The following is a 26,731-nucleotide window of genomic DNA, read 5'->3' as shown; positions in this document are numbered from 1 at the left end:
GTTGGTTAGCTTTGTGGAGAGGGATAATATATGGATATTATAGGGCGAACAGCTCCAACAACTTTGAAACCTCAAATTTCGGCTCCAATCGTTCCTACATCTCTTGATATGTTGGGTGTTCCTGAAGTTGTTATTGAAAACCTCGTACTTAAGCACTTGTCGGCTTATCCTAAATCGGATGTTTTAGAACTCTCTAACTATTTATGTGTTGTTACCCATATTGTGGAAAGTGCTCTGGCCGTTTTAAGGAAAAAGTCGTTAATTGAGGTATTTCAACCTACCTCAGATCTTTCTCTCTCATCAGTGTCCCATAGTCATGTCCGTTACTCCCTTTCTGAGAAAGGACTTGAAGAAGCTGATCTTGCTTTTAAACGTGATGCTTATTTAGGTCCTGCACCTGTTTCACTTACTCAATATAGTGAGGTGGTAAAACAACAAGACTTGAGAGCGGAGCTAGTAACTCGACCACATGTCGAAGCGGCACTGAGTGATGTATATGGTGTCGATAAAATGATTTCAGTGTTGGGGCCTGCAATCAATTCGGGACGTGCTTTATTGCTATATGGGCATGCCGGGACGGGTAAAACATTCGTCGCGAGCCGTATTGTGAATGCTCTGCACACCTCTGTATTTATTCCTTATGCAGTCTATGCACTAGGTAACATTATCAAGGTGTTCTCGGCACAACATCATAAACCGTTGGACAATAACGGCAGCGATCAAAGTATTTCCCTCAAAGACCAGTACGACAAGCGATGGCTTAATTGTGAAAGGCCAAATATCCAGGTAGGGGGAGAATTGACCATGGATATGCTTGAAGTCAATCATTCAGAAAATAGTCGAGTCTGGTTAGCACCGGTACAGATGATGGCAAACAACGGGATCTTTATCATTGATGACCTTGGTCGTCAGCCCATGCCTGTGGATGCGCTTCTTAATCGTTGGATTGTACCGATGGAGTACTCATTCGACTATTTGTCGCTGCCTAATGGTCAGCAGATAACGATGCCATTTGTATTAACGCTTGCCTTCTCTACCAATCTAAATCCTAAGAAAATAAGCGACCCTGCATTTTTACGTCGCTTAGGGTACAAAATTGAATTCAAGCCACTTAACCAGCGAGACTATGAAGCTTTATGGATGAGCGTCGCTGCTGATAGAGAAGTAGAGCTTCAAGACGGCTTCTTTGAGCGTTTGTCTCAAATGCACACGCTGCTTAAGGTGCCACTTTTCCCATGTTTACCGAAAGATCTCGTTGGTATAAGCAAAGATATTCTTTCGTTTGAGCAGCTACCACCTGTTATCACATTCGATATTCTTTCCATGGCATGGGAAGTTTATTTTACCTCTGATGGACACGAGGAAGAGAATAATGAATAAGAGTCAAGTTTTCCTACTGTTTTTACTGTCCGTAGTATTTGGCTTAGCGGCCGTATTTTTTGCTAAGCAGTGGATGGATGATCAAGTTCAACCAACAGTTGAAGTCGAGACTGTGGAGCGTCATCCGGTAGTGGTGGCATCACAAGAAATTGAAGCTGGAACCATCATTGAAGACCAGTTCTTAACCACCAAACTTATGGAAGTTGATTGGATTAATGAAAATAACTATTCCGATGTATCTGAACTGGTTGGCAAAGTGGTTGCTAACACTGTCTATGCCGGAGAAGTGCTTCATAAAATGCGCTTTACCGCCCCTGGAGAGGGCTCAACGTTAGCGGCGTTAATTCCTGAAAATAAGCGTGCGGTAACTATACGTGTTGATGATGTCATTGGTGTAGCGGGTTTCTTATTACCGGGTAATAAAGTAGATATCCTTAATACCGTTTCTTATGGAAAGAATTCAGCTTCAACTCGGACTGTACTCAAAGACATTAAAGTACTGGCGGTCGACCAAACCGCAAAAACGAAAGAAAACAGCCCTATTATTGTGCGTGCTGTAACGTTAGAAGTATCCCCTAAAGATGCTGAGAAGTTACTGACAGCAAAGAGTAAAGGCAGTATTCAGCTTACATTGAGAAACCCTCATGAAGTTGAGGAGAAAGTTGTTCGTCGATACGTACCTAGACCGAGTGTAACAATTATCAAAGGTACTCAAGCATCCAGCGTTCGCGTCAAGGATTGAGGTGAGATATGAAAACAATAATAACGTGTATTTTGAGCCTAGTTTGTTTTTCTACGCTGAGCTTTGCGGCTCTACAAACGGGAAAAACCGTAACAGTTCCTCATCATAAATCGACGCACGTAGTTTTATCCGGTAAAGCTAGCAAGGTGTCACTAGGAGATCCTGATGTTCTAGATATTGTGATGCTTAAGTCCAACGAGCTGTTCTTGATTGGTAATAAATTAGGTGCGACCAATCTAATGGCATGGGATTCAAGAGGTCAGTTGATTGAATCAATCAACATTGAAGTGACTCATGATCTTAATAGTTTAAAGGCGAAGTTATATGAGTTCCTTCCTGACGAAACTATCGAAGTCCACAGCGCACAGAACCGTTTATTATTGAGCGGCCAGGTGAGCAATCAACAACAAATGAATGTGGCGATGCGCATCGCAGAGACATATTCATCTGGGAAAACCGTTGACAAGTCAAATGCAAGTGGTAGTGAGCAAGCTACAGAGACAGGTGTTATTAATTTGATGTCAATTGGCGGTGCTCAACAAGTCATGTTAGAGGTGACGGTTGCCGAGGTTCAACGAAGCTTAGTCAGAAAGTTTGACGCTAATTTTCATTTCTTCCAAACCAGTGGGTCGAATTTTTCTTGGGGAGCGTCTTCAGTACCAGCGGGAGTGTTAGGAGCAACGCCAATTTTTGAGATCCCAACTTCTACAGATTACGGCATTTTAGGATCATTTATTGACAGTAATACTCTATTTACCTTCGCTTTGGATGTAGCTAAGCAAAACGGTGTCGCAAAAGTGCTGGCTGAACCCAACTTAACTGCGTTAAGTGGTTCGAAGGCAGAGTTTTTAGCTGGTGGTGAATTCCCAATTCCAGTCCCTGATGAAGATGGCATTACGATTGAATATAAAGAATATGGTGTGGGGTTGAAGTTTATCCCAACGGTTCTTAGTGATAAAAAGATCAATCTAAATTTGGCCGTAGACGTCAGTGAAATTGCCAACAGCAGCTCGCTAACGATAGACCCAGGAACCACAAATGCGACCTATTTTATCCCTCCAATTACTAGACGTAGTGCATCGTCAACGCTTGAATTAGCCGACGGACAAACGATAGGTATTGCTGGTTTACTCAGTGAGAATGTCAGGGATATCAGTAACAAAATGCCGGGTATTGGTGACGTTCCTATCTTAGGCCAGCTCTTTAATAGTCAAGAGTATGTGTCTGGAGAAACTGAGCTTGTCATTCTTGTTACCCCTCGACTCGCTAAGCCTATCGACCGAAGTAAAGTGACCTTGCCAACCGACGCTTTTGTTGATCCGAATGACTTAGAATATTACTTGCTAGGGCGAAGCGCTTATATAGCTGAACCGTCTGAATCGGGTTCAGAACAATCTCAAGCTTCACAGGATATACCACCGACAGATGGTGGTAGCGAAGGCTCATTTGGGCATGACTTATAAGGAGATAGATATGATTAGAATAATGATGGTCTTTCTCGTGATGGTGTTAGTTGGCTGTGCAAATGATGCTCGTTTAGGGCACTCAGTAGCACTAGTGAAAGCAGAACAAACGTATAACCCTAATGCGACCCAAGAGAATTTACTTGAAGTACCTGATGGTACGGGGGAGCGGATGCAGACCGGTTACGACAGATATGTAGGGAGAGGTGAAAACGACCTGTCCGGAAGTAGTAGCCAGATCTTAGAAGAGTTTAATTAAATCTGGAGGTACTCATATGTTGTATCGAGTATCACAAAGCCCGAAAAAACAGCAAGGCTTAGTCGCAGTCATGATTACTGCTGCTTTGTTAGTTTTCTTAGCTGTCTCAGCGTTAGCTGTAGACATAAACCATATGGTTGTTAATAAAACACGCTTACAAAATGCAGTAGATTCTGCTGCGTTGGCTGCAGCCACTATTTTAGATAACAGTAAAGATAAAGATGCTGTCGACGCAGAAGTCGGTACGGCACTCAATGCTATGGCGGCCTCGACTGGGAATCAAGAAATTGATTTCTCTACCGCTTCTATAAGTATTGATTATTCGAATGATCCGCAGGACTTTACTGGTAGCGCCACTTTCGGTGCAAATGATGATATTTATGTGCGTGTTCGCGTGGATGCATTAGAGATGGATGAATTTTTCATCCACCTATTTGGTCTTGAAAAAGTGGTATCGGCAAGTGCTGTTGCTGGCCCGAGTTCAGGTCTGGCCTATAACAATATTGTTCCCATTGGGGTGTGTATTGGTGATGGCACTTCAGATAACGATATTGATCCAGAAGATGGCTACCATGACGTTACGGGTGAAGAGATAACCAGTGTGTTTGGTTATGAGGTAGGGACTGTTCATGCTTTGAAGGTAGGCGATAGTAGCTTATCTGAAATGGGCAATGGTAATTATCACTTATTGGATTTCGGCTCCGGTGGTAAAACAATTAAAGAAGGCTTAGGGGGGAGTTATGATCAGCCAGTTAAAATTGGCGAAGATGTAACAACCAAACCTGGTGGTACGGTTGGCCCTACAGGCGATGGTTTGAATACTCGTTTCGGTGATTATGGTGGTGGATTATCGGCGTCTGATTACCCTTCAGATTATGTGACCACGGAACCTACCAATGAAATTACGATTGATGCTAATACCGGAGAGATCACTTTCGATGATAGCTACGATTACGCTCAATATAAGTTAGATACCAATGCCTGTATAGCAAGTGGCGGTTCTGGGTGCGCATCTAATGGTGTTGCTTGGCGTCGTATTTTACCTATACCTATGGTGGACTGCTCGGGTAAAAGTGGCGGTTCTACCGACTTTACAGTGAATAAAATTGGCTGCTTTTTCTTGCTGCAAAAAGCACCTACCAGTAACGCAGGTACACCAGCCGTTTTTGGTGAGTTTATACATTCTTGCAGTGTCACTGGTGGCTCTGGTAGTAATCAGTCGACAACCGAAGGGGCTTACAGGATTGTTTTGTATAAGGATCCTGATAGCGGGGAGTCGTAATTATGACACTATCTAATAAACATCAACGTGGTTTTGCTGCTGTAGAGATGGTCATTGCGACCCCCGTGTTACTGTTTTTTTTGGGTTTGGTGATCGAGCTTGGCAATGTTCTGATTCACTACAATGTTATCTCTAAATCTGTACAAAATGGCGCACGATATGCTGTTAGTGAGGTTTACGATACCAAAGGTGGCACTATTGCACCAACGTTGGAGATTCAAAATGTGGTGGTTTACGGTCAGAGCAGCGTGGGGACGGCAGTACTATCTACATTGACGACATCAGATGTAACGGTAACACCACCCTCTATTGACAGCTATGTACGAGTCAGCGTGACGTATGACTATGTGCCGTTGTTTTTGTCTATTCCTTTATCCGCCACCAGTTTTTCTATTCCATTAAGTGTGACTTCAGTGATGAGGGTACTGTGATGAAAAGGCTTAAAAGACGAAACAAAGGGCTTGCCATTATTGAGTTCACTTTGGTCTCATCATTAATTTTTTTACTGCTCTTCCTCATTTTAGCGTTGGGTGCCTATATATTTTCGTTGCAAATGGTCAGTGAAGCGACTAGGAAAGCGGCTAGATTGGCCACGGTATGCTATGTCCTTGATAGAGATAATATTGCCACAATGGTGGTAAATGATATTCCTCTTCTTGGGTTTACTAATGCGAACTTAGAAGTGGCTTACTTAGACGCGAGCGGAGGAGAGATAACTTCTGATTTTGAAGCGAACTTTGGTGATATTAAGTTTGTGCGTGCTAGGGCTACGGGTTATGGCATTCAGTTAATCAGTAACCTAAGCTTTTTAGGAAATAGTGGATTTCTAGCCGCCCCTGCGTTTGAAACAATATTACCGGCTGAAAGCTTAGGGGTGGTGAGGCCTGAAACTGATACTGGCACTAACATATGGAATCGGTGCCCATAAGGCACTTAATACAGGAGTTGATGTATGGGGGAAGCGATTAAAATAACGCCTAATGAAAGTGATAAGGGTATGCCGCGTTTAAAAACAAATCTAAAGGTTTGGCTGATCTATAGCTCAGAAGGTTTTCTTTCACATATGAGTCATGAGTTAAAGAAATGCCGAAATGTGCACGTGACGTCATTTTCTCTCGCAGCCATGAGCGAGGAGTACCTAAAAAGTACGGACGTTCCTGAGCTTATCTTTGTTGAAGCTAATGGGAACTGGGCTCAAAAAATGGTTGAACTCCAGGGATATGATTTATCGCTAGAGGATATGGATTTATCTTTAGTTGTGCTTGGAGATGAAAGTGATAACGGGTCATTAAAAATCGCGCTTCGCTTAGGAGCTTCAGACTTCTTGTCTCACAATGTCACTATCACTGACTTACTCCCTCTACTTAAGAAAACGGCTTCCGAAAAACTTGAGAACTCGAATTATGGTGAGTTTATTTTGTTTTTGAATACCAAAGGAGGGATGGGGGCAACGACCTTGGCGTTGAATACTGCCATAGAGATGGCCAGTCAACATCCTAACGAAGTACTTTTACTTGATATCGACCTTCAGTTTGGTGTGATTCCAGACTACTTGAACATAGTACCTACTTATAGCGTTTCTGATGCAATCAATAGTTCGAATGACCTTGATGAAATATCTTTGGGATCTTTAGTAAATAAACACGAATCTGGTCTCCATGTTCTAAGCTTTAAACATGAAAACAACGCTGATGATTTTGAACAAGCGCAGAAAATTGGTAGGTTGCTTCCGATATTACGTCGCTTTTACCCATACGTGATTATTGACCTCTCTAGGGGATTAGACCATGTATTTGCATCTGCGATATCACCAGCAACCAAAGTGCTTTTGGTTGTACAACAGAGCTTAGTGTCAGTCAAAAACACAAGTCGATTAATTAAGTCTTTAAAATTCGAGTATGGCTTACAAAGTGACTCAATAGAGGTCGTGCTTAACCGTTATGAAAAGCGCCATTCGATTAAACTAAAAGATATTGAGCAGGCGGTAGGTAATCACAATATACACCTTATGCCTAATGATTTTAAAGTTGCACTAGAGAGTGCCAACTTGGGGCAGCCGTTAGTTCAGTCGAGAAAGAAAAGCTCTATTACTCGCTCTATTATCGATTTATCTCATGTTATTGCGCCTCCAGAGCATGAAGAAAAAGGGTGGCTGAAAAAGTTGTTTTCGTAATGGGTTGATGAAAAGTAAACACGAGGGATTGTGATGTTCTTTAAACGTAAAAATATAAATCCAGAGTTTGAAAAAAGAGTCGAACAGATTTCGCATGATTCAGACGATGCCAATCCTGTTGAACCTTTATCAAGTGTTGAAACGTCTAGCCACACTCGAAATGCAGAAGCAAATGTAGAGAAGGAAAAGGCGATTGATGAAGCTCGAAAGGTTTTAGAGCAGGAACTATCAATCAAACACTTCTTTCACAAGCAGCTGCTTGAAACATTGGACTTAGGATTACTTTCGAGCTTGGAGAAAGAGCGTGCGAAGTTAGATTTGCACGAAGCGATCGTACAACTAATGGCTGAAGATGGTAGCCATGCTCTGAGCGCAGAAGGTCGTAAACGAGTTATCAAGCAGATAGAAGATGAGGTTTTTGGTCTTGGTCCGTTAGAGCCCCTATTAGCCGATCAAACCGTGTCAGATATATTGGTCAACGGCCCTAAAAGTGTTTACGTTGAGCGAAGAGGTAAACTCGAGAAAACGCCCTATACTTTTCTTGATGACCGCCATCTAAGAAATATTATCGACCGTATTGTCAGTCAGGTTGGCCGCCGCATAGATGAAGCGTCACCTATGGTAGATGCCCGTCTAGTTGATGGATCTCGTGTAAACGCAATCATCCCTCCTCTTGCGCTTGATGGTCCTTCTGTTTCTATCCGTCGTTTTGCTGTTGATCGTTTAACGATGGATAACTTGATTGACTACAATTCAGTTTCGCCTCAAATGGCTAAATTTGTTGAAGCTGCTGTTAAAGGCGAACTCAATATCTTGATTTCAGGTGGTACAGGTTCAGGAAAAACCACTACATTAAACATCTTCTCCGGTTTTATCCCTCGAGATCAGAGAATTATTACCATAGAAGACTCGGCGGAATTACAACTTCAACAACCTCATGTAATTCGGTTAGAAACCCGACCTGCCAATCTAGAAGGGAAGGGGGAAATCAGTCAGCGAGAATTGGTCAAAAACACCTTACGTATGCGACCTGATCGAATCGTGGTTGGGGAGGTGCGTGGTAGCGAAGCTGTTGATATGTTAGCTGCAATGAATACCGGTCACGATGGATCTCTTGCAACTATCCACGCAAATACGCCTCGTGATGCCTTAAGCCGCGTCGAAAATATGTTTTCCATGGCTGGATGGAACATCTCAACCAAAAACTTACGTGCTCAAATTGCCTCAGCGATCCACCTTGTTGTTCAAATGGAGCGACAAGAGGATGGTAAGCGCCGCATGGTGAGCATTCAAGAGATCAACGGCATGGAAGGCGAGGTGATTACGATGTCGGAGATCTTCCGTTTTCAGCGTAAAGGTATCGATGAAGACGGCAATATTATCGGCTATTTCACTGCTACGGGGGTAGTACCTCAATATCATGATCAGTTAGTCAAACGTGGACTCGACCTGCCTTTCGAGCTCTTTACTGAGACTCACGGTTAAGGAGAGGTTATGGACAATGTAAGCGTTTCATTAGGCCTATTATTCATCGCTGTGCTTTTTATCTCTCAAGCTTTGCTATTACCTGCCGCGGGGAAAAAAGCGAAACATAAAGAGTTATCTCGACGCTTGAAAGAGACACAACGTAATATCGATGAAGAGAGTCTGTCTTTATTAAAAGAGCACTATAACAAAGATTTATCTCCTATAGACCGTAAGTTAATCGTCATACCATATTTTGCTGGCTTGAAAAAAATGCTGGAGCTGGCTGGCTTCAAATTAGCATTAAGCCGCTTCTTACTCATCATTTCTCTTTGTGGTGTTTTGCTCACATTTGTATCAATAATGACTAATCAAGAATGGTTTATTAGCGTAGCGGCATTCCTTTCTGTGTGGGTTATATCTTATCTGTATGTGCAAAATCGAGTGACCTATCGAATGGCTCGATTTGAAGAACAACTCCCTGAAGCTTTAGATATTATTCGACGAGCATTGCAAGCTGGGCAACCCCTCGTTCAATCATTCAATGAAGTGGGTGAAGAGCTTCCTGAGCCCATCGGCGCTGAATTTAAAAATACCTATAACCTACTTAACTATGGTTATGACTTACGTTTGGCTATTTTACAGATGGCAGAACGAGTACCCACAGTCTCAATGTTGGCCTTTTCTAGTGCTGTGATGTTGCAAAAAGAGACCGGGGGGAATTTATCGGAGAACCTGCAAAAGGTATCTGAAGTACTCAGAGCTCGTTTTAAGCTTGAAAGGAAAGTGAAAACACTTTCTGCTGAAAGTAGGATGTCTGCATGGATCTTAACGTTATCGCCTTTTGGTTTGTTTTTTGCCCTGAGGGTGGCCAGTCCGGAATACATTGAACCACTCTATAAAGATCCGCGTGGTTTATCGATGGTGAGTGTCGGTATTGTTCTTTTGGCTATCGGAGCCTTGTGGATTAAAAAGATCATCAGCATAGAGATTTAACTTATGGAACTACTAAATATTGAAGTCTGGAAGCAGATGTTAGAAGAGTTTGGAGTTAGCTCTCAGGTCGTTATCTATGCAATGATTTTGCTGACTACTGTCTTACTAACATTGACCCTTGGGTTCTTGTTTTTAGGTGCTCGCTCTCCTTTAGATAAGAAGTTAAGACAGATATCTGAAGAGGGAAGTGCTGGTGGCCGAAAACCCTATAATTTCTCTAATACTTTAGAGTCATTAAGCCCTTTTATTAGTAAAGGCAATAAAAGGGATAATGAAACTTACTCAGAAAAATTGATGCACGCAGGATTCCATGAGAAGAGTGCATTATCGGTTTTCTATGCGTTGAAGGTCTTGTCTAGCTTGGTCGGTATTGTCGCTGCTTTTATGGTTTATTACATAGCGTTGGGTGGAGACTACAATAATTTACTCATCATGACCTGTGTTTTTCTAGGAACATTCACGCCAAATATTATCTTGAGTAAGTTACAAAAAGAGCGCCAGAAAAAAATTAGAAATGGTGTTCCAGATGCACTCGATCTTCTCGTGGTGTGTACTGAGTCAGGGCTTGGTTTTAATGCCGCCCTTGGGCGCGTAGCATCTGAACTTTATGTCTCTCAGCCTGAGCTTGCTGATGAACTAGAGACTGTGTTTGCCAAAATCCAAGCCGGTGTCACTATGCCAGATGCGCTTAGGCAGCTTATTGAGCGAACTGGTTTGGTCGAATTAGAAGGCTTGGTTTCTTTGCTTTCCCATGCATCGAGAATGGGAGGAAGCTTAGCGCAAACACTTCGTGATTATACTGAAGACTTTAGAGATAAACGTCAGCAAGCCGCTGAAGAAATTGCGGCGAAAATACCGACTAAAATGTTATTCCCGATGTTGATATTTATTTGGCCTTGCTTTTTTATTGTCGCACTTGGCCCTGGACTTTTGATCGTAATGGACGCATTAACTGCGCCGGGAGCAAGTTTATGATTTTATTCAATAAGTTTCTTCTACTACTATTGCCAGCCTTGCTATTTGGTTGTGCTTCTTCCGATGAGCCGACTAATCAATTTGATGCAGAATTGTATTCCGGTAAACCCATAGATACTTTAACTAGCGATGATCCTCCTCTTAATGAGAAAGAAGCAATAATGCGCGGTGATATTGCTCTGCGAGACAATAATATAGACTTGGCCTTATATGAATATATACGCTCTTTGTCCTTCCCTGAAAAAGAATTTCACGATAAAACTTTGTTCACTATTGGCCAAATACATTCGTCTCGCGGCAACTATGCGCTGGCCGAGAAAGCTTACCTAGCAGCGCTAGATTTTAATCCAGCCCACACTGAAGTATTGGAGCAGTTAGGAGTCTTGTATACCAAGCAGCGTCGTACAGATGAAGGTCGAAGCTATTTCTTTAAAGCGATTAATGCAGACCAAGTTCGTTTAAAAAGTAGTGAGACGATTAAAAACTATCAAGCATTGAATCAAAGTGAAGTGGCCAGTTTGAAGGTCGACAGCATGTCTCCAGCATTAGCTTATATGGGAATTGGTGTACTGGAAGATGTTGACGGAAAGCACCAGATCGCACAAGAGTACTTCAAAAAGTCACTGACGATAGATAAAAGCTCAGTCAAAGCTTTGTTGAATATGGGCTACTCCCACTACATGTATGGTAACTACAAGGAAGCGTATCAATACACGCGTTCAGCCTTAGAGTTAGATCCTAATAATGAAAAAGCTCAGAATAATCTGGCGCTTATTTATTTAGCCTCTGGTGATATTAAGAAAGCAACCAACGTGTTCATGAGGCACATGGACACCCCGGAAGCGTTGAATAATGTTGGCTACTTCCTGATCTTACAAGGAAAACCTGATCAGGCGGTTCCATATTTACAGCAAGCTATTGATAAAAAATCATCTTATTACAAAGTAGCAAATGAAAACTTAAACAGAGCACTAGCGGAAGTGAGAGAGATGGAACAATAGTGAGTTAATTTTGGCTTAATGAAAAGGATATTCATATTGCCTCAAAGTGAAAGTTTTAAAAAAGACATCATCGCTATTTCTGTAATTTGGTTCGTATGTGCCATTGTTATATTTATTTATAAGTGGGAAAGCATTTCAATACTCAACCTGAATGATAATGATGATTATATGCGTTTTGTTCAGTTTCAGGAGTGGATGAAAAGTGGTCATTGGTATCTTGAACCGATGAATAATTTCAATGTTGATGATGGCTTGATTATTCATTGGTCTCGGTTTCCAGACTTAATGTTATCGTTGGTCGCTTTTCCATTGTTATTTATTTTTGATGATAGTCTTGCTTATACTATCTCGATTTCTATTGTTCCTTTGCTTTATTTATGGATCTTTGCATTATCATGTTTCTACTTGTGTGAGTGTTATTTTGGAGATAAGTATCGTTTTGTAAGCATGATGTTTTCTATCTCTTCACCTGCCATTATACATTTTCTGCCTGGTTCGATTGACCACCATAACATCCAACTTATTTTAGCAACGCTTTTCTTATCAGTAACACCGACTTCTATCAACAATCTAAGGCAATCATGGCGGGTATATGCTCAGGCCGTTTTTTTGTCTATATCCCTATGGACAGGGATGGATAATGTATTATTCTTTATGATTTTCTTGATTATTTATACAGTCTATTACTGTTTCGTTCGTGACGAGTGGTTTAATTATATCTCTAATCTATACGCGACTTGTACGATTTTTGGATCCTGTGCGGTTTTATTAAATAGACCTTACGATGAGTTTTTTGTTTTTAAATATGATGAAATTTCACTTATTCTAATCATTCTTTTTTTTAGTGGGTGGGTCTTTGTTAATATTTACAACCAATTAATTAGTGTTGAAAAGAAATTTAAGGAAAAATTATTTATATTTATATTTATTTTTATTGGTTTGTTATGTTTACTACCAATTTTTGTTCTTTACCCATCACTAACCAGTGCATTATTTATTGATTATCCTCCAGTACTTAAGGTCTATTGGCTTGATCAAGTTACCGAAGCTAAATCTGTCGCAAAATACATAGAAATGAATGGTTTTTTTTCTGTAAATAACTATGTATTGTTATTGGTTCCCGCAATTATATACCCACTTTTCAGACTTAAGAACCACCACTGTACAATCCTGTATCTCATTTTTATGTTCAATTTAGTCCTTGCGATATTTTGGCAGATTAGGGTGATGAGGTTGTGTTTTGTTTTAGCTGCTCCTTTACAAGCATATGTTGTTTTGCAGCTAGCAGAATACATTCGCTCTTCACTCGTCAAAGCAATTTTTATTTTTTCTGGAGCGCCGTTAGCACTAGCATTTGTCATTCTTGCTTTGTCTCCGACAGAGAAAATCATTACTACTTTTGATGAGAGCGACAAGTTACCAGTCATTTTTAAGGTGTTAAAAGATAACGGTATTAACTCACATACAATTCTTTCAGGAATAGAAACGGGTGCACCTGTATTGGCCCAAACGAACAACAGTATAATCGCCGCTCCCTATCATCGAAATATTGTAGGTAACCAATTTTTGATTGAAGTGATGTTAGAAGAGGACATGCTTCTGGCAAGAAACAAAATAGTAGATAAAAAAGTTGATTATATATTGATCGGTAATGACCCCCATTTATCCCTCCTTAAGAATTCTGGAAGCGAGGACTCTTTAGTTAGAAGACTTCATGGGGATAATATTCCGGCTTGGCTAGACGTTACATACATTGGAATAGAGGACGGTTACCGAGTTTTTAAAGTAAGGAGTGAGTATGAATAAACAGAAAGTAGCGATATTACTCCCATGTTATAACGAAGCCGGAGCCATTGGCGAAACGGTTACGTCTTTTCAACAAGCCTTACCTGATGCATCTATTTATGTTTACGACAACAACTCAACCGACAACACGGTCAACGAGGCGTTACAAGCTGGGGCGATTGTGCGACATGAGCCTCGCCAAGGTAAAGGAGAGGTCGTGAGGCGGATGTTCTCTGATATCGACGCTGATATCTATGTGATGGCTGATGGTGATGACACTTATGACGCGTCAGTATGTCCAGCGTTGATCGAGCAATTAAAGACTGAAAAGCTTGACATGATCATTGGAAGCCGAGAGCGAACTTCAATCGCTTACCCCAAAGGACATATCCTCGGCAATAAGATGTTTTCATCATTGATTAACCTAGCATTCAATGCTCAGTTGAATGATGTGTTTTCTGGTTATCGAATTATGAGCCATCGATTTGTCAAAACCGCACCTATCTTCAGCGATGGCTTCCAAATAGAAACAGAGCTTACCGTGCATGCGCTGCATCATAATATGTCTATCAAAGAAGTTTCGACTCAATACCAATCTAGACCGGAAGGTACTTCTAGCAAGCTAAACACCTTGAGTGATGGTATTAAAATTTTTAACTTTATTTTATTCCTACTGAGAGACGTGAAACCGATGTTTTTCTTTGGAGTGCTCTCGATATTGCTTGGTCTTATTTCATTGATCTTGGGTATCCCCGTCATTGTTGATTTTGTTGATACAGGGTTAGTTGACAGATTACCTACCGCTGTTTTGTCTAGCTCAATAGCTTTGATCGCTGTGATGTCTTTTTTCTGCGGTTTAATACTTGATAACGTATCACGAGGTAGGCGAGAGATGAGAATACTCTCTATTTTAAGGTTTAAGGACGGTAAATAATTTGGCGAGATATTAGGCCAAGAATCAGCAATCAGCAATCAGAATTTGAGTGGTTATGTGGAATTGCCATTACCAGTATGTAGCGCCTGCTAGGCGGACTACATTATGAAATTAAGAAGTAAGAAGTAAGAAGTAAGAAGTAAGCGATTAGTCCACTTCTCACTCTCAATTATTATTTAGACAGTAAGACCTGTCATTGCACCAAATAACATGAATAATCCTACAAGCCCAACAATAGGCATCTTCACTGTTTTCAATAACCACACACCAACAATGATTAGAGCGAAGTCTAAACCGCTACTCACTGCGCTTGTGAAGATCGGTTGATACAACGCTGCTAGCAATAAACCCACAACAGCTGCATTCACACCAGTAAGCGCGCCAGCCACCAAAGGTTTATTCGCAATTGCCTGCCAGTTCTTCAGTACACCCAGTAGCAATAAGAAGCCCGGTAAGAACACCGCAATCGTTGCTAAAAGCGCACCTGTAATTGGCGACGACGGCATTAATACATAACCGAGGTAAGTCGCTAAAGTAAACATCGGGCCAGGAACCGCTTGCGCAGCAGCATAACCTGTTAGGAAGGCATCTTGAGACAGTTGGTCACCGATACCATTTTGTAGTAACGGAAGTACAACGTGGCCGCCACCGAATACTAAGCTACCCGCTTGGTAGAAAAGGGCAAACACTTCAATACCTTGAGAGTAAGCACTGAATAGAGGCAGGCCAACCAATAGCGCAACAAAAATCACGAGAGGTGTTACCGATATTTTTTGTGTTGAAGGTGTCGTTTTTAGCTCTTGAGACGTCAAGAACTTACTGCCGACCATTGCCGAAAATACTAGAACCAACACTTGAGGCCAAATTCCAGGGAGCAAAAGCAAAACAATTGCGGTAATGACACACAGCGCGGTCGCGACTTTTGATTGGCAAAAGTTTTTGTACATACCAAATGTGGCATCAGCAACCACTACAACTGCAAGCAGCTTCAAACCGTGAATGATTGAATTAAACAGAGGTGCTTCCAATAGCTGATTGCTCACCAAAGCTAATATCAACATAAGGATGACAGATGGGGAAGTGAAGCCGACAAATGCAGCAATGGCTCCGGTTAATCCACCTTTCTTGTAGCCAACCGCGAAGCCAACTTGACTTGAACCTGGGCCCGGCAGAAATTGACTAAGAGCGACAATCTGCCCGTACTCTTCGTCGGACAACCAATTCAGTTTTTCAACAAAGGTTTTACGGAAGTAGCCAATGTGTGCCGCAGGTCCACCGAAGCTAATCCAGCCAAGCCAGAAAAAGGTTTTAAAAATTGAAAGCATGATCGATTCCAGATAAATGTTTAGCGTAATTTAGGTGGAGTTGCACTATGATTCAAATTAATCATTTTAATTATAACTATGAATAATATGGGTTTTGTTTTATGGCTGATTTTAACTGGAAAGGGATCGACCTTAACTTGTTGATTGCACTGCAGGCTTTGTATAAAACGAATAGCGTGAGTAAGGCTGCTGAGCGTTGTTATGTCAGTCAATCTGCGATGAGTCATAGCTTACAAAGGCTACGAAAGTTGTTTGATGACCCTTTATTTGAGCGTGTGGGTAGCAAGATGGAGGCGACCGACCGAGCCGTCGAATTATCCAGTACGGTAGAGACTTTACTCAATACCATTCAGTCAGAGGTGCTGCTGTCTAAATCGTTTGATGCCATGACTTATAAAGGAACTTGGAAGATTGGACTTACTGATTATGCTGAGCAGATGTTCGCTCCTATATTGTTTGACCTTATTAAGCAATCCTCACCTTACTCCCAAGTGGCGTTGTTTAATGTAAATCGGAGTAACTACCAGCGAGTCTTTGAAGATGCCAAGCTTGATATGACGATAGGCAGCTTTGGTGAGGTACCAAAGCAATATCGAACAAAGCATTTGTACACGGAGCAACATGTTTGTTTACTTGATCAGTCGGTTCTATCTATTGAGGAGCCGATGTCGCTAGAACAATTTGTTGCTGTCGAGCACGCGCTCGTTTCTCCGGCTGGATCGTTAAAGACGGGAGTTGATACTCGTTTGGGTGAACTCGGCCTCAGCCGAAAAGTGGCGATATCTTCAAGTAATTTTTTAACAGTAAAGCGATTAATTCGTGGAAGAGAATTGCTATGCATTGTTCCTAGGCTAGTGGCGCGCAATGATATGGGTGCTGAGGAAACTTTGCTGGCTGTAAAACCACCGATAGATGTTCCAGATTTTGATATCCAGCTTGTTTATAGAAAGACAAAGCAATTAGATGATAAAAATAAACTACTTAGAAAATTGATTACTAATGCGATCTCATCTGTGATTTCCGGGTAGTTTACTTTGCAGGTTGGTCGCCAATTTTATCTGAATTAATTTTAGAAAAATCCGGTTTATTATAAGAACCCGACTATACTTAATTTACGACTCAAAGCAGTCGTAAAGAATAGACTTTTTGATTTACCTAAGTAAAAAAATGGTTATATCCTAATGATGTAGCTGAAAAAACTGCCAGGCTAAACGGACTTAGTTGGTCTTAAAAGCGCTAGATCCCCCTAGCGCTTTTTCTTTTGGGCGAGATAAATTTAAAGGCACCATTAACAATCTAAAAGGAAAATCGAGTCCATTTTTTAGCCTGCCAACGATAGGCCATGATGATTCCACGGAACCACTCGTCCATTGCAATCGCCATCCAAGCGCCGAATACTCCATATCCCCAATGCACGCCGAGCAAATAGCTCATGGCAACCCCAATGCCCCACATGCTGAGAATGCCCATTTTTATTGGGAATTTAATGTCGCCAGCGGCCTTTAGACAAGAGATAAAGATCAGGTTAAATACTCGGCCAGCTTCAAGAATGATGGAACCGGCAATCAGTGCTGCAGTTAGCGCAATGATCTCTGGGTCTTGCGTGAACAGATCGAGAATATCGAAACGGAACACATAAACCATACAAGTAATCGCGGTTGAGGCGATAAACCCAACCACAAAGTAACGCTGCACACGGCGAGTGATTTCGTCGATCCATCCTTTACCTATGTAGTAACCGGTTTGAATTTGGCTGCCTTGACCAATCGCCAGTGCAAATGCAAAAGAGAGGCGGGCGATGTTTTGTGCGTAGGTAAATGCTGCCAGTGATGAGGTACCCATCTGAACGACAAAAAAGGTAATGCTGATCTGTGCCATGTTGTAAGAAAGCACTTCTCCCGCATTCATTGAGCCAATCTTCATTATTCTTTGATAGATAGATTTCGGAACGGATTTGAATTGCTTCACAGGTAGATCAATGCCTTTACTTCTGACCACACCAATTAAGATCAACATCCCGATCACTTGGCTAATCACTGTCGCAGTCGCAACCCCTTGTACACCGTAGACTGGTAGCCCAAAAGGCTGGTAGAGAGCGCAGTAGTTACCGAATACGTTGATGACACCAGCAATCATGTTGATCACCATTGGGGATTTTGAGTAGCCGTGACTGCGCAAAATGGTGGTGAGGACTACACCTATGGTTACATTGAAGGTGAGAGCACCACTGATGAACAGGTACTCTTGTGCGTACTGTTCGACTTGAGGTTCGAGTTGGTAGAGAGGGATAAAAAATTCAGCGACAAGAACCGCAATAACACTCAGTAGCACACCGGCAATAATGGCCAGAATGATGCTCGCTACACCCACGTGAGCGCTCTCTTGAGTGCGAGAGGCACCGTTGTATTGCGCGATTAAAATACCAGTACCACTGCTGACCATGGTCGAGACAATGATCAGAAAAAAGGATATCTGAGAAATAACACCAACGGCAGACACGGCTTTGTCTGAGTATCCCGATAACATGAACACATCACTGGTATTGAGTGCGGTTCTTAAAAGAACTTCGATAAAAATTGGCCAGGTGAGCGCAACGATTCCCATACGTTTATTTAGGGTGGAATCAGCATTAGGCATTTAGGTTTTCTCAAAAAAAAGGGGTAGGCGACACTATAGTTTAGCGATTATTTAGTAAACGCATATCAAATTAATGTCCGGAAGACTAATAAGGATAAATAAAATTCGAATAAGTCTTCAGAGCCTAATGTTTCAGTGTGAGTGATGAAATTTTTGAGCGGAGTTTCATAGCAAGAGTACTCTTTGTTTTTAATGAACAAAAGCTTGCCTGTGCTTGCGGAGTACAGCGAACAGGGTAAAAGGATCATAGTAGGCCAAATGGTCTAAGTCCCATTCTTCTAGCCATAAAAAAGGCACTCAGCTAAATGCTGAGTGCCAAAGCCTGAAATTTATTAACTTACATTTCAGAGGACAGTTTAGGGGGATCGATTTACTCTGCGTCAGTAAAGAAATCGTTGTAAAGCATGTATAGGTGAGCCGCACTCCAAGAGAAGTTTGGCGCGCCTTGTTGTTCACCGTTTAGTGGGTTGTAGTTCTCACGAATGGGTCCGTCTTGTACCAAACCATCAGCATGGTCGAAGAATGCACCCGCCATCTCGATAGCATCGTCACGGTAGCCGTAGCTGTCCATGCCTTTTAGGCCGAAGTAGAATTGGTCTACCCATACGCGTCCACGCCAGTAAATATCTGGGCCAAATGCTGGGCTAGAAAGCGCTGCAGTGCCCAGTGGAACGTAGGTGTTGAACTCAGACGTATCTTTCATCACAGAGACAACCGCATCAGCATGATCTTGAGTCGCTGCACCGTTGAACAGTGGTGACCAACCTTCAGGACCTTTACCACGCTCTACAATCGGTTTACCCGCACAGCCGTTCGCCAATGGTTTGTCTTCAATGCGAATGTCGTAGAAGAAGTTTGTGCTCTCATCAAACATACAGGTGTTGATGTAGTTCGATAGGTGTTCGGCTTTTTCTCGGAACTCTTTCGCTTCGGCATCTTTACCAAGAATGTCCGCCATTTCCGCTAGGTACTTGTTATCACTGTACATGTAGCTTGCTTGGTCAACAGACTCTTGCAGCAGAGAGTAGCCCAGTAGCGTGCCGTCTTCAGCGCGGTTTTGAGCGAACTCAACATCCCAGTCACTGCGCTTGCCGCCGTTAGCAACATATGCGTCTAGCTGATCTTTATCGATGAAACCAAAAGCGGCGGCATCATCACGACCAGATTCCCAAGACGCCGCAGTTTGAGCAGGGCTTTCAATGTAATCGTAGTTACCTTCTGCCACGACTTTATCCAGTGCGGCTTGGCCAACGACGGTTTCGTGCTTATCGCCACGAACCACAGTGAAGTACATTTCGCCTTCAGGTGTATTGTGTGCTTTGTCGCGTGCTGCGCCGTATTCTGGAACACCGTTGCCGTTGTTATCACGGTTACGTAGCCACCAATCATGGTAAGCCACTAACTTTGGATACATCTCTTCTAGCCAAGCTTCATCGCTGGTGGTCTTGTAGACTTCCATTACCGCCCATGCCGCTAAGCTTGGTTTGGTGTTACGTTCGTTCCAGTTGCCACCATCCCCGCCACGCTCTGGGCTAAGGTTGTACGCCAGTAGGTCTGGCACGTAGCCTTCATCCCATGGACGAACGGCATCGTCAGCCTGTATCTGGTAAGCGAACATCGCGCGGATGTTGTCTTTCGCCACATCAGGGTTGAAGTGAGCCATTGCGTAAGCTTGCTTCCATGTGTCCCACGGCCAAGTTTGGTTGCCCGAGAACCAACGTGCTGTCACAGATGGCGTCACTGAGTCAAACTCCATTGCACCTGCTGCGCCACGCCAGTTACCATTTAGGGTTTCCATCGCTTTTACTGCAACACGCTCTTGCTCAGGTGTCGCATTCGGGTTGGTTAAGCCCATCTCTAGGTAACCTTCCCAGCGCGCTTCAGATGCAGCTAAGAAGTCGGTAGGGTTTGCCATGATCTTTTTGATCTCAGGCTGCTCCGCTTGCGCTTCTTCTGCCGTTAAAACGTGCGAGTATGTGGTGTAGATGGTGGTTGATTCTTCAATGCTTGCGGTTGAAGTAAACGTTAGGCCATCGACCTTAGTTTGGGTTGGAATCGACTTATGAACTTGGTATTCAGATTCGCCAGAGGTCAATAGATCCCACGTTGAACGTACTTTACCGAAAGTCACCTTTAAACCATCGTCGGTTGCAACGATTTGGCGGTTGTATTCAGGGTAGGTTTCCGCAATAGTTTTATCAGTTTGCGCTACGCCCTCTTTCGCGTGTGTTTTTTCAAGCAGTTCACCGTCCCACACTAACTCAACTGGCGAGTCAGTGGTGATTTTCGTTTCTAGCAGAGAGGTACGGTTAGAAGCAAAACGCATCGTCATCTCTACTGTCACATCGTCAGATTTCAGCGTCTGAACTAATGCGCCCGGCAGGCTGTAAGCTTCCATGGTGAAAGCCACTTTTTTGCCATCTTTGAACACGCTTAGACGGTCAAAGTTATCAGCCATGAAGTTGATGTATTCTTCGGTAAGCAGTGCAGTACCTGGGAAGCCGCCCATACCTTCAGCAGTATCTGGCAGTAGGTGACCGTGCCATGCGCCAAGGTCGAAGAATGGGTTAAAACGTTGGTGGTCATCGAAGTCGTAGTCACGCATGTATTCTGGTGAGCCAGTGCGGTCGATAACATTCTTAAATTCGTTAGCTTGCAGTTGTTCTGAGCCAGAGTTTGATGTACAACCAGTAACAACAAGTGCTGCACCGATAGCGAGAGCTGCGAATGATTTATTCAGTTTCATGATGAGTTCCTGTTATTACCAGTAGAAGTATTGCATTGCGAACACTTGCGCGTCGCCGATTTCAGTATCGCTGCCTACGCCAAAGCGGCTATCGAAGGCCGTCGCAAATGCGCCGTTGCCGTATTCGTACCAAACGCCAGCATTGATGTAAGAGGTGATTTCTTTTTCACCGTTGTCGCCGTCGAAGTTTGCGTAGTTGTAGGCTGCTGATAGGTATACGCCTTGTGCTGCTTCGTACCATGCACTGGTTTGAATGCCAGACTCACTACCGAAAGACTCTTGGTTACCCTTGTCTGTATCGTGCCAAACACGTGCAGCAACATTTTTGTATTCAGCACCCAATAGGAATAGCTCTCCGCCATCGTTATTACGGACTTCACCGCCACCCATTAATGTTAGGTCATCAGTGAGGTCATATTGTAAGTAACCATTGACCATGGCGTTCTTGTCTTTCCATTGGTCTGCAAAGCTATCGTATTTACCGAAATGGATAAGAGCGTCATCTTCAGAGAAGTCAGACTCAGGAGCGAAAGAAACGCTGTAGCGAAGCTTGCCTTCTAAGTTTTGAATTTTGACCCCTACGTTTACATCGCGAGTGTTAGAGATTGCATAACCGTATTCGACGGTTGCATCGCCCCACCATTGAACGTCATCCAGTGAAGAGTCCATACGACCAACAATAAACTCTGTTTTGTTATCTGTGCGGTAGCCAGCGTAGAAGCGGTTAAAACCACCTTCAAAGCCACCCCAACCATGACCAGTTGCCCATGCATTGCCTTCATCGTCGGCTTGTACTGTCCAACCTTCCATATATGCAAGACCAAACCAGTTGCCATGTTCGATAGCGAGACCTGCTTCGATATATGTACCGTCAGCGTAGCGACCCTTGTCATCACCTTCTAATGCAACGTGACCACCTAGACCAAGCTCACCATAAAAGTTAAATAGAGTTTGTGAGGCAGCTTCAGGGGGCTGAGTGTCACTATGATTTGCCGCTGATTCTTCAGCGTTTGCATTAGCAGTTAAGGCAGCAAGAATACAACTTGTAATAAGAGTGGTTTTAGTAAAACTAAATTTCATTTTATTCACTTCTATGTCGGGTTAATAAATGAAGGCTCGTAGGTAGTCTTGACTTCTAATATGGGGTGCTCTTAAGGCGTATTGGTCAGGTTACTTACGATCGCAAAACCGATATTAATGATAATTTTGATGTTTAAAATTAATTAGGGTCAAAAGTGTGATCTATTTTTAGTAAATGTTTACCTTGTTTTTATTTTGACTTTAAGTTGAATTTGCAGAGGCATGGTTGGGGTTGTAGGTATTCAGGTTGTGAATCATTTTGTGGGTGGTTAGATTGCTGACTCGAATGTCTTCTTTCTTGAATGGCTTTGGTGAAAACGGGGGATTGAGTGGAAATGTACCCACAAATAAAAAGGCACTCGCCAAATGGGAGTGCCTTAAGTTTCAATCAGAATGTGGGGTCAAACTAAGCATTCGCCGCTTCAGGTTTTGCTTCTAGTTTCTTCTCTTCTGGAGATAAGCTTTTCTCGTATTGACCGTACTTCCACCATGCGTAGCCAAGGAAGATCACAATCCCGCCCACGTTGTAGAAGATGATGGTCATGATGTCTGCGCCCGTTGGGAAGGTTGATGCAAAGAAACCAACCGTAAAGATAGCGATAAGAATCGACACTGCGGTGATACCTACTCGGCGAGAACCCATGCGGAAGTCACGAGGTAGATGGTCAAGTTTTACACGTAGGTGTAGGTAAGCAATCATGATGAACAGTGGTGGCAACATAGAGGCTGCGGCTGTCATATTGATGATGGTGCTCATTAAGTCTTGTACTGTGTCCGACGCCAGTGTTGGGATGAACATCAGTGGAATTACGATGAAGAACTGAACCCAAGCCGCACGCTCTGGAACGCCTTGTTTGTTAAGTGCGACGGTTTTTTCGCCGAAGATGCCTTTAGGGATTTCAGAGAAGAAAATCTTAACTGGTGTCGCTGTCCACATCAGTAGAGAACCCAGCATAGCTGTGAATGAAACCACACCAACGAAACGGTTCATCAAGATTTCAGACAGTCCAAAGTGTCTTGCTAGACCTTCAAAAACTTGAACTGAGCCGCCAGTAAATTTAAGTTCTTCACGAGCAACAAATACGTTTGCTAACACAGATCCTACCGAGTAAAGCGCACCAATGAAGATACCCGCGATGATGATAACTTTAACAAAAGATTTGTGACCGCCTTTGATGTCGTTAACGTAAACCGCTACCGATTCTGCACCGCCTGCCGCCATGAAGATCCAAGTGATTACACCAAGGAACGCCCAGTTAAAACTTGGTGTCATGGCTTCGATGGTGATTGGGTCTGCTGGCTCGATACCGCCTACCAAAGCACCACCAGATAGCAAGATGTAAGACATCGTTAGTAGCAGCATCAGTGATGATGTTAGTGACGTGATAGGGCCCAGTAATTTCGCGCCGTTGTTAGAAATATGAGTCGCGACCGCAAACAAAATGGTACTTAGAATTGCGGTGGTCATTGGCGTGAATATGTATTCAAAACCTAAGAACGCATACGACGCATAAGCGATGATTCTAGGTAGCAGAGAGGTGAAGAAGAACAGGTTAACAAACCAGTATGTGTAAGCCGATATAAACGCCCAGCGGCCGCCTAGCGAGCTTTTAACCCAAGAATAAACACCCGCTTCAGAGTCTTTATTCAGTGACACAAACTCTGCAACGATCAAACAAAAGGGCACAAAGTAAAAGATGGTTGCTAGAAAGAACATCGGAGCCGAAGAAAGGCCGATCTCGATGTTGTTATTAATGATGTTATTGAAGCTGTATACCGCCGCGAAGGTCATAGACAGTAGGGCAAATTTGCCTATCGTACTGCGTTTATTTTCGGACATGATGTTCTCCGGTGAATCACGTTGATGATCGTTATAACTTGGTCCTAGAGAGGGAAGCCCTAGGCCGCACTTTTATTGTTATGTTGGTTTGGCAAACACCCGCTTTGTTTTGTCAGGGTTGGCTCATTGTTGTTTTTATAGATTTACGATCGGACTTCTTTGGGCTTTTTGTCTCTGGTATTTCAGTAAAGTTATTACCAATACAAAGAGTTAAAGATTAAGAAGTTCATTGAAGAGGTTGCTTGTTTCATAAGCGACTATTTATAAGGCTTGTAGGGGCTTTGTGTCGCTTTTTTTATATGAATTAGTTTGTCTCTTCAGCAAGAAGATTAAAGATTAAGCGGCGGGAAGTTAATCGAAATTGATCAAATATGTGACCTTGAGTAAATAAATTTAGTTAATGTTTTACCTTGGTTTTTATTCGAGTTTTATTACCTATTCATTGGTGTTTTTCGTGAAGTGAAATCTTGACAGAATGCCGTTTTTATTTTCTTGGTTTGTTATTTAATTGTCTGATTTAAAACAAAAAAAGCGCCTTGGTAGGCGCTTTCTAAGTTGGGGTTCATGCTGAGTGTTACGACTGCTTAGCCGTTGCTAGCTTTGCGTCTTTACCTGCTTGTTTCTTTTCAAAGCGAGAGATCCACCACCAAGCGATAGCTGAGAACACTGCCGTCATGAATACGTTGACGAAGAAGGCTTGCATTAGGTCAACACCTGTTGGGAATGCCGATGCCGTCATGCTCACAACGAAGATACCAATAAGTACAGATACAACAGCCATTCCTTGAACGCGAGTACCCATACGGAAATCACGCGGTGTATCGTCATGCTTCAAGCGGAATACAAAGTACGCCACCATGATGAAGATAGGCGGAAGCATTGCTGTACCAGCCGTTAGGTTGATTGCAGTGTTCATCATGTCTTGTACTGATTCAGAGCCAAAACCGTTAACCACTAGCATGACGAATACAAACGCGAACTGCCACCAAGCTGCACGCACTGGTACACCGTGTTCGTTAAGCTCTGTTGTCTTCTCGCCGTAAACACCTTTAGGGATTTCAGAGAAGTGAATTTTTACTGGAGCCGCTGTCCACATCATCATTGAGCCGAACATAGCAACGAATAGGATAATACCGACGAAGCGACCCGTTAGAGATTGTGAAATGTCGAAGTAGTTCGCCATACCAGTGAAGATTTCAACCATACCGCCAGCGTAGGTCAGTTCGTCACGAGCAACGAATACGTTTACCAATAGAGAGCCAACTGCGTACATAGCGCCGATTGCGATACCCGCACCAATGATAACCTTGATGAAAGACTTGTGACCGCCCTTAACATCGTTTAGGTAAGCGGCTGCGGTTTCTGCACCACCGGCTGCTTGGAAGATCCAACACATGATACCTAGCGTTGCCCAGTTGATGGTCGGTGTCATTGCTTCAAGCGTGATTGGTTCTACTGGTTCATGGTTGCCGCCGAGTGCCATTAGTGCACCGATAACGTAGATTGCAAATAGAGCGAATACACCGTATGCCACGATCTCGGCAATTTTACCTAACCAGCTCGCGCCTTTGGTTGAGATGTGTGTCGCTGCTGCAAACAGAGCAATCGAGATGGCCGATGTCACGACTGGCGAGAAGGCGTATTCATAGCCCAACATCGCGTAAGACGCATATGCGATTACGTTTGGTAGCAGAGATACAAACCAGAAAAGGTTTACGAACCAATATAGGAACGAACCTAGGTAGGCAGGTTTTGAGCCTAGCGGTTTTTTAAGCCAGTCATACATGCCTGACTCAGAATTTTTATTTGCGGATACGAATTCAGCAATGATGAATACGAATGGAATGAAGTAAATAAGAGTTGCGAGCAAAAAGATAGGGGCTGAACTCAATCCCAATTCGATGTTGTTGTTTACAATGTTGCGAACGTTAAATACCGCTGCAAATGTCATGGAGAGTAAGGCAAATTTACCTAACTTACCGCGTACAGATTCAGACATAGTGTCCTCCAAGGGTCACGTAATTATAGTCGTTATTTCTTTAAGCTTCCTTGTAGGGAAGAAGCGTAAAGGCGTTATGCAGTGTGACTGAGCCTTGAACGGCAAGGCTCGGTACACACTGTGAATAGATTTTGTTGCTGCTTTCAGTTGTTTAGCTTCAGCAGCTTGTTTTCGGTTACTTACTTAGCTTCAATTACTCACTTATTAAGGAAGTAACCGTCTTCGATAGTCACTTTCAGCACTACTTTGCGAACTCGGTTATCACCGTGAAAGCGGTAAGCTTTGCTGTTATCAAAGATCGCAACTTGACCTTCAATCAACTCGCGAGTCTCGCCGTTACCCAGTAGGTGTTCACGGTCGGTTTCATCACTGTAAGTTTGGGTCTGTTCAAGTTGAGACTTAGCTGCAAACTCAACGGTTTCACGACCTTCCAAGTAGTAATGAACATCGAAATAACGTCGGTTGCCGGTGAAGTTTTCTGTGTTACGAGCCACACCGTCTTCAATCATGTAAGCCAGTGAGTCACCAATCGAATACATCACGCCATCTTTGATGTTGCCGATGTTTTCAATCGCTTCTACACAGCGTTGCCATTTACGACCGTCGCGGTAAACGACTTTAAATTGCTCTAGGTTGTCTAAAACGATCAT

At 42.9% G+C, this 26,731-nt stretch carries 22 protein-coding genes; 15 read left to right on the top strand and 7 right to left on the bottom strand.

Going from position 1 to position 26,731, the window contains the following annotated elements; translation table 11 throughout:
- Nucleotides 1-30: 30 nt before the first annotated feature.
- The 14 genes from OCV56_RS12695 to OCV56_RS12630 are packed head-to-tail and all read left to right on the top strand — an operon-like array spanning nucleotide 31 to nucleotide 14,454.
- On the top strand, nucleotides 31-1,380 hold the full coding sequence (locus OCV56_RS12695; protein ID WP_086715344.1) for a P-loop NTPase family protein: 1,350 nt from the start codon (nucleotides 31-33) through the stop codon (nucleotides 1,378-1,380).
- Nucleotides 1,373-2,122 carry a Flp pilus assembly protein CpaB gene (cpaB, locus tag OCV56_RS12690; RefSeq protein WP_086715342.1) on the top strand — a complete coding sequence of 250 codons (750 nt, stop codon included), beginning with the start codon at nucleotides 1,373-1,375 and terminating at the stop codon, nucleotides 2,120-2,122. The genes OCV56_RS12695 and cpaB overlap by 8 nt, the downstream gene beginning before the upstream one ends.
- Before the next feature lie 8 nt (nucleotides 2,123-2,130).
- Complete coding sequence (locus tag OCV56_RS12685; protein WP_086715339.1) at nucleotides 2,131-3,585, top strand: type II and III secretion system protein family protein; 1,455 nt, start codon at nucleotides 2,131-2,133, stop codon at nucleotides 3,583-3,585.
- Nucleotides 3,575-3,844: a hypothetical protein gene (locus OCV56_RS12680; protein ID WP_086715338.1), complete on the top strand. Its 270-nt coding sequence runs from the start codon at nucleotides 3,575-3,577 to the stop codon at nucleotides 3,842-3,844. Before OCV56_RS12685 ends, OCV56_RS12680 begins: the two co-directional genes overlap by 11 nt.
- Before the next feature lie 16 nt (nucleotides 3,845-3,860).
- A complete protein-coding gene (locus tag OCV56_RS12675; protein ID WP_086715336.1) occupies nucleotides 3,861-5,126 on the top strand; it encodes a TadE/TadG family type IV pilus assembly protein in 1,266 nt (421 codons plus the stop codon).
- A 2-nt stretch (nucleotides 5,127-5,128) separates the two neighbouring features.
- Nucleotides 5,129-5,557, top strand: coding sequence for a TadE/TadG family type IV pilus assembly protein (locus OCV56_RS12670; protein WP_048615566.1), 429 nt, complete (start codon nucleotides 5,129-5,131; stop codon nucleotides 5,555-5,557).
- The gene (locus OCV56_RS12665) at nucleotides 5,557-6,054 is read left to right on the top strand and encodes a TadE/TadG family type IV pilus assembly protein (RefSeq protein ID WP_086715334.1); all 498 of its coding nucleotides are present in this window, start codon (nucleotides 5,557-5,559) and stop codon (nucleotides 6,052-6,054) included. Before OCV56_RS12670 ends, OCV56_RS12665 begins: the two co-directional genes overlap by 1 nt.
- A 24-nt stretch (nucleotides 6,055-6,078) precedes the next feature.
- Complete coding sequence (locus OCV56_RS12660; protein ID WP_086715331.1) at nucleotides 6,079-7,299, top strand: AAA family ATPase; 1,221 nt, start codon at nucleotides 6,079-6,081, stop codon at nucleotides 7,297-7,299.
- A gap of 33 nt (nucleotides 7,300-7,332) precedes the next feature.
- Nucleotides 7,333-8,784 carry a CpaF family protein gene (locus OCV56_RS12655; RefSeq protein ID WP_086715329.1) on the top strand — a complete coding sequence of 484 codons (1,452 nt, stop codon included), beginning with the start codon at nucleotides 7,333-7,335 and terminating at the stop codon, nucleotides 8,782-8,784.
- Between the two features lie 9 nt (nucleotides 8,785-8,793).
- A complete protein-coding gene (locus OCV56_RS12650) occupies nucleotides 8,794-9,759 on the top strand; it encodes a type II secretion system F family protein (protein WP_086715327.1) in 966 nt (321 codons plus the stop codon).
- Between the two features lie 3 nt (nucleotides 9,760-9,762).
- Nucleotides 9,763-10,734, top strand: coding sequence for a type II secretion system F family protein (locus OCV56_RS12645; protein ID WP_086715323.1), 972 nt, complete (start codon nucleotides 9,763-9,765; stop codon nucleotides 10,732-10,734).
- Nucleotides 10,731-11,735: a tetratricopeptide repeat protein gene (locus OCV56_RS12640; RefSeq protein ID WP_086715321.1), complete on the top strand. Its 1,005-nt coding sequence runs from the start codon at nucleotides 10,731-10,733 to the stop codon at nucleotides 11,733-11,735. The genes OCV56_RS12645 and OCV56_RS12640 overlap by 4 nt, the downstream gene beginning before the upstream one ends.
- Before the next feature lie 18 nt (nucleotides 11,736-11,753).
- Entirely contained in the window at nucleotides 11,754-13,541 is a 1,788-nt protein-coding gene (locus OCV56_RS12635; RefSeq protein ID WP_086715319.1) for a hypothetical protein, read from the top strand.
- Nucleotides 13,534-14,454, top strand: coding sequence for a glycosyltransferase family 2 protein (locus OCV56_RS12630; protein WP_086715318.1), 921 nt, complete (start codon nucleotides 13,534-13,536; stop codon nucleotides 14,452-14,454). Before OCV56_RS12635 ends, OCV56_RS12630 begins: the two co-directional genes overlap by 8 nt.
- A 176-nt stretch (nucleotides 14,455-14,630) precedes the next feature.
- On the opposite strand, the gene chrA is transcribed toward OCV56_RS12630, so the two are convergent.
- Nucleotides 14,631-15,779: a chromate efflux transporter gene (gene chrA / locus OCV56_RS12625; protein WP_086715316.1), complete on the bottom strand. Its 1,149-nt coding sequence runs from the start codon at nucleotides 15,777-15,779 to the stop codon at nucleotides 14,631-14,633.
- Between the two features lie 101 nt (nucleotides 15,780-15,880).
- On the opposite strand from chrA, the gene OCV56_RS12620 reads away from it, so the two are divergent.
- A complete protein-coding gene (locus OCV56_RS12620) occupies nucleotides 15,881-16,807 on the top strand; it encodes a LysR family transcriptional regulator (protein ID WP_086715315.1) in 927 nt (308 codons plus the stop codon).
- A gap of 268 nt (nucleotides 16,808-17,075) precedes the next feature.
- Here OCV56_RS12620 and OCV56_RS12615 read toward each other — a convergent pair whose 3' ends face one another.
- From OCV56_RS12615 to OCV56_RS12590, 6 genes are all read right to left on the bottom strand, one after another.
- The gene (locus OCV56_RS12615; RefSeq protein ID WP_086715313.1) at nucleotides 17,076-18,416 is read right to left on the bottom strand and encodes an MATE family efflux transporter; all 1,341 of its coding nucleotides are present in this window, start codon (nucleotides 18,414-18,416) and stop codon (nucleotides 17,076-17,078) included.
- 370 nt (nucleotides 18,417-18,786) lie between these two features.
- Entirely contained in the window at nucleotides 18,787-21,162 is a 2,376-nt protein-coding gene (ygjK, locus tag OCV56_RS12610) for an alpha-glucosidase (RefSeq protein ID WP_086715311.1), read from the bottom strand.
- Between the two features lie 15 nt (nucleotides 21,163-21,177).
- Nucleotides 21,178-22,242, bottom strand: coding sequence for a protein YgjJ (gene ygjJ, locus OCV56_RS12605; protein WP_086715310.1), 1,065 nt, complete (start codon nucleotides 22,240-22,242; stop codon nucleotides 21,178-21,180).
- A gap of 406 nt (nucleotides 22,243-22,648) precedes the next feature.
- Nucleotides 22,649-24,082 carry an amino acid permease gene (locus OCV56_RS12600; RefSeq protein WP_086715307.1) on the bottom strand — a complete coding sequence of 478 codons (1,434 nt, stop codon included), beginning with the start codon at nucleotides 24,080-24,082 and terminating at the stop codon, nucleotides 22,649-22,651.
- Nucleotides 24,083-24,656: 574 nt separating this feature from the next.
- The gene (locus OCV56_RS12595; protein ID WP_086715306.1) at nucleotides 24,657-26,081 is read right to left on the bottom strand and encodes an amino acid permease; all 1,425 of its coding nucleotides are present in this window, start codon (nucleotides 26,079-26,081) and stop codon (nucleotides 24,657-24,659) included.
- Nucleotides 26,082-26,278: 197 nt separating this feature from the next.
- Nucleotides 26,279-26,731, bottom strand: coding sequence for a beta-galactosidase subunit beta (locus OCV56_RS12590; protein ID WP_086715304.1), 453 nt, complete (start codon nucleotides 26,729-26,731; stop codon nucleotides 26,279-26,281).

This window comes from Vibrio gigantis (assembly GCF_024347515.1).
GTDB lineage: Bacteria > Pseudomonadota > Gammaproteobacteria > Enterobacterales > Vibrionaceae > Vibrio > Vibrio gigantis.
Note: the sequence above shows the minus strand (reverse complement) of the source record. Positions and strands in the feature narration are given on the sequence as shown.